At 38.6% G+C, this 14,993-nt stretch carries 13 protein-coding genes; 4 read left to right on the plus strand and 9 right to left on the minus strand.

What is annotated here, in order from left to right; all coding sequences use genetic code 11:
• Nucleotides 1-273: 273 nt before the first annotated feature.
• On the plus strand, nucleotides 274-864 hold the full coding sequence (locus CEF13_RS14925; RefSeq protein ID WP_102711542.1) for a TetR/AcrR family transcriptional regulator: 591 nt from the start codon (nucleotides 274-276) through the stop codon (nucleotides 862-864).
• 366 nt (nucleotides 865-1,230) lie between these two features.
• Here the strand turns inward: CEF13_RS14925 and CEF13_RS14935 are convergent, their stop codons facing one another.
• A complete protein-coding gene (locus tag CEF13_RS14935; RefSeq protein WP_102711546.1) occupies nucleotides 1,231-2,400 on the minus strand; it encodes an MFS transporter in 1,170 nt (389 codons plus the stop codon).
• Between the two features lie 213 nt (nucleotides 2,401-2,613).
• Here CEF13_RS14935 and CEF13_RS14940 point away from each other — a divergent pair, with 213 nt between their 5' ends.
• A complete protein-coding gene (locus CEF13_RS14940) occupies nucleotides 2,614-2,997 on the plus strand; it encodes a MerR family transcriptional regulator (RefSeq protein ID WP_102711548.1) in 384 nt (127 codons plus the stop codon).
• 214 nt (nucleotides 2,998-3,211) lie between these two features.
• Nucleotides 3,212-4,273 carry an NAD(P)-dependent alcohol dehydrogenase gene (locus tag CEF13_RS14945; protein ID WP_102711550.1) on the plus strand — a complete coding sequence of 354 codons (1,062 nt, stop codon included), beginning with the start codon at nucleotides 3,212-3,214 and terminating at the stop codon, nucleotides 4,271-4,273.
• Nucleotides 4,274-4,492: 219 nt separating this feature from the next.
• Here CEF13_RS14945 and CEF13_RS14950 read toward each other — a convergent pair whose 3' ends face one another.
• The 7 genes from CEF13_RS14950 to CEF13_RS14980 form a co-directional block, all read right to left on the minus strand.
• Nucleotides 4,493-5,962 (minus strand): ABC transporter substrate-binding protein, encoded by a 1,470-nt coding sequence (locus CEF13_RS14950; protein WP_102711552.1) that lies wholly within the window; start codon nucleotides 5,960-5,962, stop codon nucleotides 4,493-4,495.
• 66 nt (nucleotides 5,963-6,028) lie between these two features.
• On the minus strand, nucleotides 6,029-6,925 hold the full coding sequence (locus tag CEF13_RS14955; protein ID WP_102711554.1) for an ABC transporter permease subunit: 897 nt from the start codon (nucleotides 6,923-6,925) through the stop codon (nucleotides 6,029-6,031).
• Nucleotides 6,925-7,851: an ABC transporter permease gene (locus tag CEF13_RS14960; RefSeq protein ID WP_102711556.1), complete on the minus strand. Its 927-nt coding sequence runs from the start codon at nucleotides 7,849-7,851 to the stop codon at nucleotides 6,925-6,927. The genes CEF13_RS14955 and CEF13_RS14960 overlap by 1 nt, the downstream gene beginning before the upstream one ends.
• Nucleotides 7,852-7,858: 7 nt before the next feature.
• Nucleotides 7,859-9,142 (minus strand): Gfo/Idh/MocA family protein, encoded by a 1,284-nt coding sequence (locus tag CEF13_RS14965; protein WP_102711558.1) that lies wholly within the window; start codon nucleotides 9,140-9,142, stop codon nucleotides 7,859-7,861.
• A 48-nt stretch (nucleotides 9,143-9,190) separates the two neighbouring features.
• The gene (locus tag CEF13_RS14970; protein ID WP_102711560.1) at nucleotides 9,191-10,276 is read right to left on the minus strand and encodes a DUF4832 domain-containing protein; all 1,086 of its coding nucleotides are present in this window, start codon (nucleotides 10,274-10,276) and stop codon (nucleotides 9,191-9,193) included.
• Between the two features lie 13 nt (nucleotides 10,277-10,289).
• Entirely contained in the window at nucleotides 10,290-11,582 is a 1,293-nt protein-coding gene (locus tag CEF13_RS14975; protein WP_102711562.1) for an acyltransferase domain-containing protein, read from the minus strand.
• A gap of 7 nt (nucleotides 11,583-11,589) precedes the next feature.
• Complete coding sequence (locus tag CEF13_RS14980; RefSeq protein WP_102711564.1) at nucleotides 11,590-12,924, minus strand: DUF4832 domain-containing protein; 1,335 nt, start codon at nucleotides 12,922-12,924, stop codon at nucleotides 11,590-11,592.
• Nucleotides 12,925-13,257: 333 nt separating this feature from the next.
• Between CEF13_RS14980 and CEF13_RS14985 the strand changes: the two genes are divergently transcribed.
• Entirely contained in the window at nucleotides 13,258-14,280 is a 1,023-nt protein-coding gene (locus CEF13_RS14985) for a LacI family DNA-binding transcriptional regulator (RefSeq protein ID WP_102711566.1), read from the plus strand.
• Nucleotides 14,281-14,428: 148 nt separating this feature from the next.
• Here CEF13_RS14985 and CEF13_RS14990 read toward each other — a convergent pair whose 3' ends face one another.
• On the minus strand, nucleotides 14,429-14,932 hold the full coding sequence (locus CEF13_RS14990) for a shikimate kinase (protein WP_102711568.1): 504 nt from the start codon (nucleotides 14,930-14,932) through the stop codon (nucleotides 14,429-14,431).
• Nucleotides 14,933-14,993: the final 61 nt, after the last annotated feature.

Here is a 14,993-nt window from a genome sequence, read left to right on the forward strand (position 1 = left end):
GTTTTTATTCATGTTGTTGATATTATCCAATTTCTTCAATGTTTTCAACCATCAATTTCAGTTCATATGTCCTTTAAACTACACAACTACCATTTATGTTCGATTAATGAAAAACAAACAACAATAGAATAGATCTATTCAACCTTTTTATTACTGGTAAGATCTAATTTCATGGAAATTGCTTGCTTGAACATGAGCTTCAATTTGTTGGTTAAACAACATATATAACCATTTTGTTTTTTATCAGAAGGAGAGTAAAAACATGCTGCAACCATGAAAGAAGATCGTAGAATTATCCGCTCACGGAAGGTCATAACTGAAGCTTTCGTTTCCCTTCTAAAAGAAAAAGGGTTTCCCGACATTTCTGTAGCCGATTTAACGGAACATGCCGAAATCAATCGATCAACCTTTTATGCCCATTACAAAGATAAATTCGATCTCCTTCATGCCGTCATCGAAGAGAAGCTAACATCACTTTCTGAAGAGCTTGAAGCCTCAAGAGTTAGCGATTCCGTACTTTCTAATACGATAGACAGCCCTCATCCTTATTTCGTCACTTTGTTCGATCATCTTCAAACTCATGCAGGATTTTACACGATCATGTTCAAGCGAATCGAGGATTCAGCAGTTCGCAGCCGTATGCAGGAGGTCATTAGAGAAAGCCAGTTCATTATCATCTCCCATTTCAAACTCGAACAAAAGATGCTTATTCCCATGGACATTCTTTTGGATTACCTCTGCTCTTCGATTATTGGGGTAGTTGAGAAATGGTATGACAACGGCATGAAATACAGCGCAAATTACATGGCCCTTCAGTTGACGAGAATAAGCATGCTAGGCACGGACAAGGCTATGGGATTGTAGACTTGTGTCTTTAGAAGGATGAAATTATTATGCATTGGAATAGAGAGCCTGTTTAAAACTCGTTGCGGCTCAAATGGCTCGTGGTATTTCACGAGCTTATTGAGTTTCAATTATGCTTTCTTAACTCTATAACAGATGTTTGAATAGAGTCCTATATGTTGCCTTCTGGCGCCCAGTCTTTGATGAATTCCCGAGAATCGTCTTTCGGTTCAACGACGATTTCGACAAACCCACTAGAAAGCAGCATGATTTTAGAACAAAAAAGCGATATATTAGCTTTCGTATAGCATATTTGAACAAAGAAATCGGCTACTTTAAATTTTTTAATAAGCAGGTAATTCATCAAGCACAAACTTATTAAATTTCTTATGCAGAAAGTTGTTTTCTAGGACGAAATATGTTGTTTCTTAACAAAATACACACCGCACTCAATATCAACGATAGTAACCCCCCTACTACAATATATTGTGTACCGATTGCTGATATAAATAATCCACCTACAGCTGTACCAATTGTTGTTCCAATATTAGCGGATGATAAAAATAATCCATTAGCGAAATCAGGAGCTTTGGGAGCTGCGGACGTGATCCAATATTGAGCGATATTACCTCCAATGCCAGCTAATATTCCCCAAATTAAAGTAATGATAGCCATAGGTACAGTGAACTGTCCAAATGAGAATAATACGATGTAAACTGCTCCTAATGCGACAGGATAAGACACTACCGTTTTAATGGCATTTTTAGTAAGTAACTTCCCTGCCACAATATTACCAATAACATTTGCCCCACCGTATACAACTAACATTAAACTTATCGTATTCCCTGAAATATTAGTAATGGTTTCAAGATACTCAGCAAGGTAGCTATAAACCCCAAATATTGCTGAATTAATAAAAATAACAGCGGCAATGGAAAGCCAAGTAATTGAATTTTTTAATACGCTTAATTGTGTTCCATAAGAAAGTCTTTCCTTAACAGGCTTAGATGGTACAAATAGTAATGTAGCAATGAATGTTAATGCATTAATGATAGCAAAGAATAACATGGCCATTTCAAACGAAGTTTCACTAGCAATAAAACTAGTGATTGGCACACCAAGTACCATACCGGCAGATACTCCCAACATTATTTTAGAAACAGCTTTTGGAGCTTCTTCATTGCTTACTGAGTTAGCAGCTACTGTAAATGCGATGGAACAATAAATTGGATGAAAAATAGCTGGAATCACACGAGCAATTAATGCAATTGCAAAGTTAGATACAAAAATTGAGACAATATTACCCAGAACGAAAACACCGAGTACAAGCAACATCGCCTTCTTGCGATTTATACCCGAAAACAAAAGCGGCATACTTGGAGCAGATATTGCAACAGCAAGTGCAAAGAGGCTCACAAACAACCCGGCTTTTGATACACTGACATCATAGTAATCAGCAATCAAAGGCAATATGCCAATAACGCCCATTTCAGTATTTAAAATACCGAAAACTCCTACCGTCAATATAAATATAAGCAAATTAATTCGTTTAGACATTAAACTCCATCTCCAACCTTCTTCATCTTCTAATACCATGCAACAATAACCCTTAAAGACGACTTTAAGTCAAGAAATATTCATAAATTCCCAAAGAAGATGAAAACGAGTTGTTGCATTAAAGTACACTTTAAGGTCTATGATAAGGAAAAGATCACAAGTAATAGTAATAAGAGAAACAACATAATAAAATGATTTATGGAGGACAGACACATGGAAATTCATATAAAAGAAGCAGCAGAAAAGATAGGTTTGCCTACACATACACTCCGCTATTATGAACAAGAAGGTCTTCTACCTTATATAAAAAGAGATGAAAATGGAAATCGTATTTTTAACGAAGCAGATTTATTATGGTTAGAGCTTATTGTATGTTTACGGAAAACTGACATACCTCTTTCAGAATTACGTGCAATCGTGGAATTAACAAAAGAAGGAGACAGCACAGCCTCGCAACGTAAACAAATATTTGAAAAACATAAAGAGAAAATGATGGAGAAACAAAGAGAATTGGAAAACGCTTTTATTAAAATTGAATCGAAAATAGAATACTACGATGAATTAGAAAGGAAGTACCACAAAGAAGAGCTTAATTAAGAACTTACTTTAATAAGATTTTTTGTTGTGACGGATTGAAAATGAAGTGCGTCACGCTCTTTCTATAGATAATTTTCGATAAAACCCTTGCCTTAAAGTCAACATTAAGGATTAAGCTATTCTTGTAGCTTATAAATACATTAAAAATAAACTGATGTAAGTTACTTCTTCAGTCAACTTATTATTTACAAAAGAAAGGATTGTGTTATCTTTTATGTGCAATAATCATAAAAACATGACTACGACACGTGTTCTAAGTGTCTCAAGTGCTAAAGCACCATTTGAAAAGACCACTATTGAGCGGAGAGAATTACGGCCACACGATATCTTAATAGATATTAAGTTTAGTGGCATTTGCCACTCTGATATTCACAGTGCATTCGGTGAATGGGCGGGTGGAATCTTCCCAATGGTTCCTGGTCATGAAATTGCCGGAGTCGTAGAAGCAGTAGGAACAGAAGTAACCAAATATGTCGTTGGTGACCGCGTTGGCGTTGGCTGCTTTGTTGATTCCTGCGGAGAATGCGAATACTGCCTAAGTGGTGAGGAGCAATATTGTACGAAAGGTGTTATCAACACATATAACAGTCTAGACTACGATGGTAATCCAACGTACGGAGGATATAGCCAAAAAATTGTTGTAACGGAAGGGTTCGTTGTCCGTATTCCAGACGGTTTAGATATGGATGTAGCAAGTCCGCTATTGTGTGCAGGGATTACCACATTCTCTCCTTTAAAACACTGGAAGACTGGACCAGGTAAGAAGGTTGCCATTGTGGGAATGGGCGGACTTGGCCATGTAGCAATCCAATTTGCTCATGCTATGGGTGCTGAAGTAACAGTATTGAGTCGCTCTAATAATAAGAAAGAGGAAGCATTGAAATTTGGCGCAGATCATTACTTTGCAACAAGTGATCCCACTACATTTACAGAATTAGCAGGTCGTTTTGATCTGATTTTAAACACAGTGTCTTCAAATCTGAATGTTGATGCGTATTTATCACTACTTCGCATTGATGGAACACTTGTAAATGTTGGCGCACCAGCTGAACCAGATCAGTATCATGTATTTTCATTAATTATGGGTCGTCGCAGCATTGCAGGTTCACTCGTTGGTGGAATTCGTGAAACCCAGGAAATGCTCGATTTCGCAGCTGAGCACGGCATTGCCCCTATGATTGAAGTGATAAGCGCAGAACAAGTCGAAGAATCGTATGAGCGTGTCCTCAAAAGTGATGTGCGGTATAGATTCGTTATTGACATCTCTACTTTATAAATTCATAAATGCTGATATCCAATTATTCCTACACTGTTCCACCTTGTCAAACGACTGTGTTCAACTCTCCTGTTCGTTAATTGAACGAAGGGCTGCCATATGGCAGCCCTCTTGGTATTGAAGTATATTTATCCCGCTCCAACCATGGAAACCCTGTGATCCGGAACGGCAGCTTTTTTACCCTATGCCCATTCTCTTAGTTGAAAATATGATATCTCTTTATTTACTAGCCAAAAACTCATCCAACTGACGCTGAATCTCAGCTACGTATTCATCGATTCCTGCTGCTTTTAGCTTCTTAATAGCCTTCGGGTATCCTGTTTCAAAATCCACAAAACCTGAGCGTATAGCAGCTAAGTCCTTGCCTGCGACTTCCTTCAGGGCAGTTTCAACCAATTTTACTTTCTCATTATTAAATCGGAAGCCGAGTGAAGCGGATAGAATCGCCTTGTCATCCCAGCTTTTATAATTATCTATAGACTCTTGTGCTACATCCGGTCCAAACATTTGATAATTCTGGTTTCTAAACATCCATTCATAGAAAAACTCATTAGCGGTCAGCTTCTTGATTCTTCCATCTACGATCTCGTAATCCTTGCCTTCGACACCATAGAGCGCTAGTTGATAATTTTCTTTGGATTTATAAATCCAGTTCACAAATTTTATAGCACCTTCAGGATTAGGGGCAGTTACAGGTACGCCAAGAACCTCTCCACCTGTTGCTGTAATATAGCGAGGTTTTTCGTCTGCCAAAAGATACGTTTTAACTCTAGCATCCGGCGCATTGGCCTTTACTGCATCAATAATTTCCATTTCCTTACCTAGAGATCCTTCAACCCATAAGTATAAGCCTGTCTGCATGCGAGAGTCTCTTTCATTATATTTAATGGTCAGATCCTCCGAATATAGCCCTGCATCATACATACTGCGGTTAAATTTCGCTACTTTTTGGAAAGCCTCTGATTCATAATAACTATATGCTTTTTTGCTGTCTTCACCAAATACAACTAAATCTTCTACTGCAATAAAGTTATACTGCTCATCGGCAAAATACCTGGTTAGAGGTTTAAAGACAATATCAGCAGGCCCTTTCATTTCGGGAAACTTTTTTGCCGCTCTTGTTGCAAACTCTTTTAGATCATCAGCTGTTTTCACTTCGCTCATACCAACTGCCTCAAGTATATCCTGACGTACAGCTACCAGTTGATACATCGCAGAGGACGGAGCATACGCTGATGGAATGCCCTGAATCTTACCATCAATTACTGCACCTTGAAACTGTTCCATTGGCAACACTTTAAGCATATCCTGACCATATTTCTTAATTAGATCATCTAACGGCTTACTTTGCTTCTTGTTGACGATGGTAGAAAGGTCAGGAAGGCCGTCCCAATATAGATCAATAGGTTCATTTGCAGCCAGCATGATATCTTTTTGTTCCCAATATTGAGACCATGGCACGAAAATAACTTTCACCTTTAATCCAAGGTCTGTTGCCATCTTCTCTGAAAATTCATTTTGAAGAAATTCAGTCATCCGATCACTTTCGTCGCCCGGGTACAAAATGGTGAGTGTTTCGAGTTTCCCATTTCCCTTCCCCGCAACCTCTTTTTTGTCACTACAAGCCGCTAACATAGATAAGGACACTAGCATTAAAACCAAAAAGATAAGCATTTTCCTTTTTTTCATTGATAACCCTCCCTATTTAATGGTTAATATATGTAAAGCCTTGTTAGGCTGAAAACCATATATCGTTTATTCCTTTACTGCGCCAGCCATAATGCCATGAACGAAATACTTTTGAATGAAAGGGAACAGGAAAATAATAGGACCAATTGTGATAACTGTTATCGCCATCTTCACTGTTTCCGCGGGCAGCGTTATGTTGCCTGAAGCCCCAGATGGAATACGGCCGGAGCTGATCGCATTTACATTAGATAAGATATTGTAGAGATAGTATTGCAACGGAAATAAATCTTTATCGTTAATGAAGATAAGTGCATTCCACCAATCATTCCAATAATTAAGCGCATACATTAATCCCACCGTAAGAAGTGCGGTCTTGCTCAAAGGAAGGGCAATTTTAATATAAATCGTAAAATAATTAGCTCCATCCATCTCCGCTGCTTCATATAAAGACGGTGAAATGCTTGCAAAATACGTACGCATCAAAAACATGTTCCAAACGCTAAAAACAGAAGGAATGATTAATGCCAAAATACTATTTTTCAATCCATAATAATTGACGCTAACCATGTACCATGGAATCAAACCCGCTGAAAAAATAATCGTAAAATTACTAATAAATGCGATTATGTTACGGTACCTCAGCTTTTTTATGGATATCGAGAATGCAATCATACTAGTAATCAGTAATGCACTTATCGTGCCAACTACAGTTACAAAGATGGTTACACCATATGATTTCAGTATCTTCATTCCACTATTAACAAATATATATTTATACGTATCCAAACTTGGAGTCAGAGGGATGATGGAATAGCCATTTCTAACAATCTCCTTTTCGGTTGAAAAGGAAACGCTAAGTGTCAATACAAGAGGGTATAGACAAACGAGTGCAAATAAGCCAATAAAACAGTATGCCAAGCTCTTTACGAGTCTATCGCCAAGCAATCTATTAGTTTCCATTATTAAAATAGACCCTCTCCATCGTTTATTTTCTTAGCCGATTTATTTGCTGCAGTAATTAGAATTAGACCCATAAGCGACTGAAATAATCCGATTGCAGTCGAATAAGAGAAGCCCAAAGTACGCATAGACTGGTAAACGTAAGTATCGATTACCGTCACCTCGTCAATTAACACCGGGTTATTACCGACAATTCCATAAATCATTCCAAAGTCACCATAAAAGATCCGTCCAACACTTAGTAATGTTAAGACAATGATAGTCGGTTTTAACATAGGAATCGTTAAGAAAACAATACGCTGCAGTTTATTAGCGCCATCTACTTTTGCTGCTTCATATAAGCTTCCATCAAAGTTAGCCATTGCAGCCATATAAAGAATAGAACTATACCCGCTCCACTTCCAAACACTCGAAAAAATAATGATCCATTTCCAATACTTTGGTTCTGAATACCATCTGATCGGATCTGCTCCAAAGAACTCCAAAATATTGTTGGCAACACCTACATCCGTTGAGAAGATCCCGTATAGAATAGCTCCTACTACAACCCATGATATGAAATATGGAAAAAACATCATGCTTTGAGCTACTCGTCTATATGCTTTGTTGCGTATCTCGTTTAAGAAAACAGCAATACTGACTGGAACAATAATGCCTAATATAAGGCTGAAAAAGTTTATATATAAGGTATTATAGGTAACCTTCCACCCCATGCTGTTTTTAGAAAAGAAGTAGGTGAAATTATCCAGACCAACAAATTTGCTGCCAAATATTCCGTCCACTACATTAAAATCGGTAAAAGCCATCCATATGCCTGCAAAAGGGATATAGCAGAACATAATTAGCACAATAAGTGCAGGCACACACATGAGATACAATATTCTGTTTTTCTTTATCTCATATACAATTCCTTTCACCATTAAACTCATTACATCACTACCTTTGCATCGTTATCGAGCAACTATCCTGTAATGTTTCTTGCAGCTCTTTTTTTAAATGGTCGATATCAATTACAGTACCGGTAACTCTTGCTTTTTCAGCTGCATATGCCATAATATGACTTTCTACGGACCTATCTATGGAAGATCTGCTGCTGCTGTTTTGGTTTACTAAATTATCCAAGAAGTCAATCATCAGTCCTGTATCGCCGCCATTATGTCCGCCTGTCATGGCAGCCGGCCGGATGACTGTTTGCTCACATTGTTCAGCCGCATTAGATGTAAACCGGGTTACTTCAATAATATTTAAGCTGTCATCTCCTCTAATTTCTCCATGCTCACACATTATTTTAATCGTTCGATACATTTTATTTGTAAATCCGCTCAAATTAAAATTTACCGTGACCCCATTTTTAAACTCAATCACGGTTGCCTGGTGATCACAAACATTATTATCAGACCGATAAACACAGCGTCCGTATGGACTTGTTTCCAAAGCCTTCAACAATCCTTCTTCTGTCTGATCCACTGAGATGGTAGTAGCCGGCCATTGTCCTCTTATGGGGAGATATGCTTTTCTGGCATCGAACCGACAATCTGCAGCAACCTTACAGTCTAAGCATCGATCAGCACTATTAGCCGGTGCATTCTCTTCTTTGAAATAAGTCAGGTCTCCATAAGAAGAAATCCGCTTCGCATCACTGTCTACCAACCACGATAGAATATCCATGTCATGGCAGGACTTCTGCATAATGATAGGGCTCGCCAGATCACTTCTTCTCCAATTGCCCCTTACAAATGAATGAGCCATATGATAATTTCCGACGTTCTCATTATGCTGAATGGTTATGACCTTCCCCAGCTCTTTGCTATCAATAATTTTCTTTATTTCCGCAAAGAAATTTGTATATCTAAGTACATGACAAACGATAACTTTGCGTCCTTTTTCATTCGCTTTTTGTTGTATTCTTAAACATTCCTCAGGACTCGGAGAAATTGGCTTTTCCAAAAGAATGTCATAACCAAGGTCAAGCGCTTTCATCGTTTGCGCATAATGGTCTCTGTCCATAGAAGAAATAATAAGGGCATCGCAAATTTTTCCTAATTTATAAAATTCATCTACAGATTCAAATTGATTCTCGAGAGGGATTCCAAACTCATCTGCTGCAGCCTTTCTTCTAGTATCATTCGGTTCAACTACCGCGATAATATCTGCACTTTTGCTCGCGTACTGTGAGTAGATCATACCTCTTTGCCCTGCTCCGATTAATGCTAATTTCAAATCAACTACCTCCAGCGTATGATTTTTCGTCCAAGAAGCTCTCTATTTCTACTCCGGTACTTTAGGGTCTTCTAGTGGATAATATCCTTCCGGATAGTACCTATCCCATATATTCAAAAGTGGATCTTCATTTGTTATTTCGATTTTTACAATACCCGCTTTATAATACCCATCCTTTTCGTTGCTTTGTATATTTAGATGGATATAGGATCGGTCTTTGTAAAATAATGCTAGGCTCAGTGTGTAATTTCCCGGCTCCATATTCGGCAATTGTATGATCTCGTTATGGACAAGGTCTCCCGTTAACCAAGATTGTGTTGCAGCATGCATGGGGAGTTCATAAGATACATCCCCTTGCTCCAATTTAATCCATAGATCAAATTCACGATAAATCCTAGAGCTCCCTGTGTTAACAAACCAGAAACGAAGCGGCAAGCTGCCATGACTTGAAACGGTCTCTGGATAAGTCAGTCTACGTAGTGCAAGGTCATATCCAAGCCCTATATTCAGATTAGAAAGGCTTACATGCCATCGGTATGCCTCGCGTCTAATATTAGGACCGCATACGTTATCGGTCACATGAAGGACAACCGGGTAACTCTTCCATACATGCTGCAGCTTTTGTTTGGCAAATGCTTCGCAGCAGGCAATCCAATTAACTTCACTGCCCATTACCAGCAAGCCAAATCCACGGCCATGTTCTCTTAAATAATGAATCAGTCTATCATTGTGCAGATCAGCAAGAAGCGTCCGTGAATCAAACGTATCCATATAGGCATTCCATTCTTCCTTGCCATCAGCTAGTGTCGATATAACAACGCCCACAAGGCGGCTGTCTGAATCGATATAACTCCCAACTTTTCTTATAAAGGCCGCGAAACAATCGCTAACATAGCCCGTTACCCATAAAGGTAAGTCCGGATTGAGTACAAGTATAGGATTTATTGCTGTGTTAAGTGCTTCCTTCACCTTTTCAAGTCTATACTCTCCTCTGGTTGGCTCCAGATCTCTCCATGAGAATGAAACATATTGAATCTGTCCGTTTCCTGAATTATTTTCATTCCTCGGTAATGGATGAGGCCGAACTTTTATTGCTTTATACTTCTCGTAGTTTTCCAGCGAATATTTACCCATCCAATTGCCTCCCCTATAAATGGCTGTCAACTGTCTCAAGGAATTGATCAATATCCGCAGCTGTTATATATGGCATGCTTCCAATCTTTTCGATTTCTTCCTTCAAAACGATCATGCTTAATGTGTTAAATCGGGCACCCGTCTTCATATACGCTGCGGCTGCTTTTTGCAACGAGGTTGTGAATTGGACAGGGCTTTGGACAGGGTCTGCCTCCCGGTCTCCAAAGGCTTCATAACGCAGCATGCTGTCCCCTTCAAATGTTGGATAATTATAAAACTGCCTTTGGACTTGCACGATATTGCTTTTTTCATTGTCTAATAGGAGTGATAATCTAGTATCATAAAGCCAGCTTGCACTCCAGAATCCTTTTATTATTAACTCAGGATAATATTTGGCATATAATTCGATAGCCATAGCCATTGAATTTCTCAGCCTGTCAGGTGTATAACCGGGGCCAGATGGAATATGAAGCCCTAAAAGGGTATCCCCTTTCTGAAGAACAGGTTCCCATTCCTTCTTTACAATAGAAGTCGGTTCTCTTTCAACGAATCCCATTGGATTTATCCGGTTAGCTATGATGCAATCTGCATTTTCGTCCCATACCGATATGAAATGTCCTCGAGAATCAAAAACATCATTGATTCCATTCCTTTGACCATCACTGCGAAACTCTTCTCCCGCATGCCGAAGTGCAATGACTTTTTTCGTTTTCACATGACGAAACATGGTGAATTGATCATCAAATCGGTAGGGTATAAAGAGAAATCTATCTAATCGAAATATGGAACAAGTATAAAAATTCATATCCCACGGAAAATCATTAACTTTAGAATCACCATGTGCAGCTAATTTTTCTAATTGAGCCCCGAGGGGCTGATGAGGTATCTTCTCGTAATACTCTCTCGGGATTCCGCGCTTTTCCAACAATTCCATAGAAGGGACAACGCAGGCGAGCAGCAAAAGAAATGAATATAAATCACCATACTGCTTCATACATCCTGGAGTCATATTCGTATAAAAGGCTTCGTCACAGCGATTACGCGCGGAGCACATATCTTCCACTAAAAATGTGGTGAAAAAAAATAATTTTTCATCATTTTCTATTTCTTCAATCCCATGAACCAGCAATTGCTGTGTATGCTCAGGGATTTGATATTGCTCAAAAATAGTAGATAAAAATTTGCGTGGAATGAGTGTTGTCTTATTATCCGGTTTATAGCGTTTATATTTTTCTTCTAAACCTTCAGGTAGATAATCAAAATTGCAGTACGCAATAGACTCTTTAAAATCCAATCTAAGCTCCATTCCTTACTCATCCCCTCTTTATGAATAGTTTTCCCATTTGGTAATAGCCGTCCTGATTTCCTTCGATCGCAAGCTTTATATTCCCGATCTCTTTCACGCCGGTTTCTATGCCAATTGCTAAATCATACTCTCCTTCTGGAACCTCACTCGGTATAGAGAAGCTTTCCTCCCAAGCAATATCTTCATCAGGCAGCCATTCTCTAATATCTTCTCTGCTATTAAGCGTATAAGTCTGATCATTGCCTATAAGCTTCAATACAAGCGGATAGTGATTATAGATAGGAGCGACTCCTACATTAGCCCACAAAGCAGTAATGTGCAGATTGCCGCCTGCCTTCACTTCAGAATCATAAGTGAACTTTCTTAATTCAAAGCGGTACCCCATCTTTTTTAACCATTGCTTTACATTTTCTTTCCAAGGCTCTGGTACGATCGTTCCTTTGTTATTGAAGGAAGAAATATGCCATTTGAGCGTTTCCTGAATGATGTAATCAATATCCCAGCCCTGAATATACCAGTCATTCATATGCCAGCATGCTTCAAATAAAACAGGAGCTTTCTCCCAAGCATCTTCCATTTTAAAGTTCTGTATATTCTGAGGGTAGAAATCAGTCATATGTGACCATTCTTCTCCATGAAAACCGCCCATATCTCCTAAGCAATCTACACGAAAACCCACTTTGGCTTTTCGATCCGTTATAATCTTCATAGACATCGGGTCATGCAAAAGGGCCTGAAGCGGTGTTATTTTAAATCCATCCAAATAGGCATCTGTAATAGACTGAATGGCCTCCGGCTTTAAAAACTCAGTTCCTCCGCCTTCCCCCCATGCTCCTACAATCGTCAAATCTATAGAGCTTATTACAGGATGCCCGTCATACTTTATAGCAAAAGCTTTTATAAATTCAGACCAATAGTCAACATAACGTGATGTCTGAGGATCTACTCTCCAAAAAGGGAATTCAGGCTCCTCCGGGTTTTCCGCTCGGAACCATTCCGGTATATCATCTTCTTCGTTTAGTGCATATGGCGAGCATCGTACCACTGCAGTACAGCCAATGGATTTCGCATAGTCCAATTTCCCCTCCAGCACTTCCCACCTGTACTCACCTTTTGTGACTTCTATATCTCTCCAGCGCACACTGCAGAAATATACTTTGCTATCCGGATGATTATAAGTGCTGCTGTCTTCGGTAAACTTATATTTTTCTTTCTTTTCCCCTCTATTGTCATACACATCACCAATGTCGCCCATTAATCCAGGTGCAGAAATGAAACCAATGCCGGGATTGCTTATTAAGCTATCGATTATTGCTGGGTACACCGTTACTGCTTTACTCATGTCTGATCATCTCCCAAACAGATATACTCTTAAGTAAACAGCATTTGCATTCTTGTTACGTTGTATGTTACGTTATAAATACGATTTGTTTAGTAATCTTATGGTGCAATTATAACATTTTTAACCAAACCTGCAAGTGAAATTTATATCAGGCAAAAAACTAAAATTAAGATGACATAGTCTATCATCCGTATGTTACTATATTGATTAATAGGCATACATAGGGACAATATTGCATTAACGTAATTTCGACGCAACAAAACATAAATAAGCTAATGACGATTCACAACGTAACATTGCGATCATTAGCAATAAAGGAGACAATGCATATTTATGAGTACGATTAGGGATGTTGCTAAATTAGCAAATGTGTCCACGGCCACCGTATCTAGAGTTTTAAACAATGATACGAAATATAAAATTACGGATGAAACTCGTGAAAGAGTCTGGCAGGCTGTGACACAGCTTAACTATAAAATCAATGTTAGTCCGAGGCGTCAAGCAGCAGCAAAGGATACTGCCACTAACAAGGCGCACATCAAAATTGGGTGTGTATTAAGTGTTACAAAAAATAAGTATAACGATCCTTACTTCATGTCTATATTATCTGGTGTAGAAGAGCGATTGCATCAATCAGGGTACAATATTGCCTTTATTCGGACTGGACATGAATTTGATGATAAGAAGATATTGTTTAATACATTTAGTGAATCCATTACAGGTCTTATTCTAATGGAATCCTTAAATAGCGAAACATACGAGTATGTTCGCAAGCAGGTTCCGCATATTGTTGGCATCGATACCGAACGCTGGGATATCGATAATGTAGGTTATGATCATTACAATGTTGCTTCTCTGGCCGTAAGCCATCTTATTGAAAAAGGTCATACGAATATTGGATATATAGGTGGAAGCGGATTAAAGAGCAACTTGAAAGAAAGCCGACGCTATCAAGGCTACTATTCCACCATGCATGCTGCCGGATTGTCTGTAAATCCCGATTGGATTATAGATTGTTTATGGGATGAAGTTGTTTGTATAGAAAAAATCAATCATTTATGCAAAACAAATAATCTACCAACTGCCTTTTTCGCTGCCAGTGATTTGATGGCTATGGCAGCCCTTAACAGCTTATATAACAATGGCATCGCTGTGCCTGACAAAGTGGCCGTTATAGGCCTATCCAATATTGAAGTATCGAAGTACTCCAATCCCCCTCTATCTACGATTGATGTGCCCACCGAGGAAGTTGGCATGGTCGCCGTCGATCTTTTATTAGAGCGAATAAATGGAAATACGCTGCTGCCGAAAAAGGTTATTTTACCTACACACTTAGTCTTACGCAGTTCAACTTAAACAAAACTCACCTATTAATACCCGATGAAAAACGAAAGGTAAGATAAAGCAAAAGCAGCCCCTCCTCTGATGAGGAAGAGCTGCTATTTGCGTTTCAAATCACTTTCATCATCTCTAGTTATCTTACATATAGATTTGCGTAATGATCTCAATGCTTTAGTTGTCGTATTTTCAAAATAATTTCACTGACACATTGCTCGATGCTCATATTAGAGCAATCAACTGTATTATCACAATACTTCAAGTATAAGGGGATTCTTTCCTCATAGATATCTTGAAGATGATTTCCTCTCTTCATTACAATGCCTCTAGTTGTAATGTTTACTAATCTCTTTTTAATTTCTTCATATGGGACATGTAAATATATAATCAGTCCCCCCTGTTTAAGGGCATGCATAGCTTTTTCTGAATATACAACGCTCCCACCTGTAGATATAACGCAATTTTTTAGCTGCAGCTCTGATACGATCTGTTCTTCGGTTTCCATGAATTTTTGTATGCCATCATCATCAATTATACCTTGTAACAGCCTGCCATCTTGTTGTTGGATAACGATGTCTGTATCAACGAACTCCATTCCTAACGCTTTAGCAAGCAGTACGCCTAACGTGCTTTTACCAGCTCCAGACATTCCGATGAGAACGATATTCATATTCTTCCTCACTTTTGTTCATTTGTATTTGTTTCGTTAATCTATTCGACATTTTCCATAA

The sequence above is a fragment of the Paenibacillus castaneae genome (assembly GCF_002884445.1).
GTDB classification, from domain to species: domain Bacteria; phylum Bacillota; class Bacilli; order Paenibacillales; family Paenibacillaceae; genus Pristimantibacillus; species Pristimantibacillus castaneae.

Bases quoted from the DNA above. Each gene is read 5' to 3' on its own strand.
- CEF13_RS14925 (WP_102711542.1), top strand. From the start codon at position 274: ATGAAAGAAGATCGTAGAATTATCCGCTCACGGAAGGTCATAACTGAA.
- CEF13_RS14935 (WP_102711546.1), bottom strand. From the start codon at position 2,400: ATGTCTAAACGAATTAATTTGCTTATATTTATATTGACGGTAGGAGTT.
- CEF13_RS14940 (WP_102711548.1), top strand. From the start codon at position 2,614: ATGGAAATTCATATAAAAGAAGCAGCAGAAAAGATAGGTTTGCCTACA.
- CEF13_RS14945 (WP_102711550.1), top strand. From the start codon at position 3,212: ATGTGCAATAATCATAAAAACATGACTACGACACGTGTTCTAAGTGTC.
- CEF13_RS14950 (WP_102711552.1), bottom strand. From the start codon at position 5,962: ATGAAAAAAAGGAAAATGCTTATCTTTTTGGTTTTAATGCTAGTGTCC.
- CEF13_RS14960 (WP_102711556.1), bottom strand. From the start codon at position 7,851: ATGAGTTTAATGGTGAAAGGAATTGTATATGAGATAAAGAAAAACAGA.
- CEF13_RS14970 (WP_102711560.1), bottom strand. From the start codon at position 10,276: ATGGGTAAATATTCGCTGGAAAACTACGAGAAGTATAAAGCAATAAAA.
- CEF13_RS14975 (WP_102711562.1), bottom strand. From the start codon at position 11,582: ATGGAGCTTAGATTGGATTTTAAAGAGTCTATTGCGTACTGCAATTTT.
- CEF13_RS14980 (WP_102711564.1), bottom strand. From the start codon at position 12,924: ATGAGTAAAGCAGTAACGGTGTACCCAGCAATAATCGATAGCTTAATA.
- CEF13_RS14985 (WP_102711566.1), top strand. From the start codon at position 13,258: ATGAGTACGATTAGGGATGTTGCTAAATTAGCAAATGTGTCCACGGCC.
- CEF13_RS14990 (WP_102711568.1), bottom strand. From the start codon at position 14,932: ATGAATATCGTTCTCATCGGAATGTCTGGAGCTGGTAAAAGCACGTTA.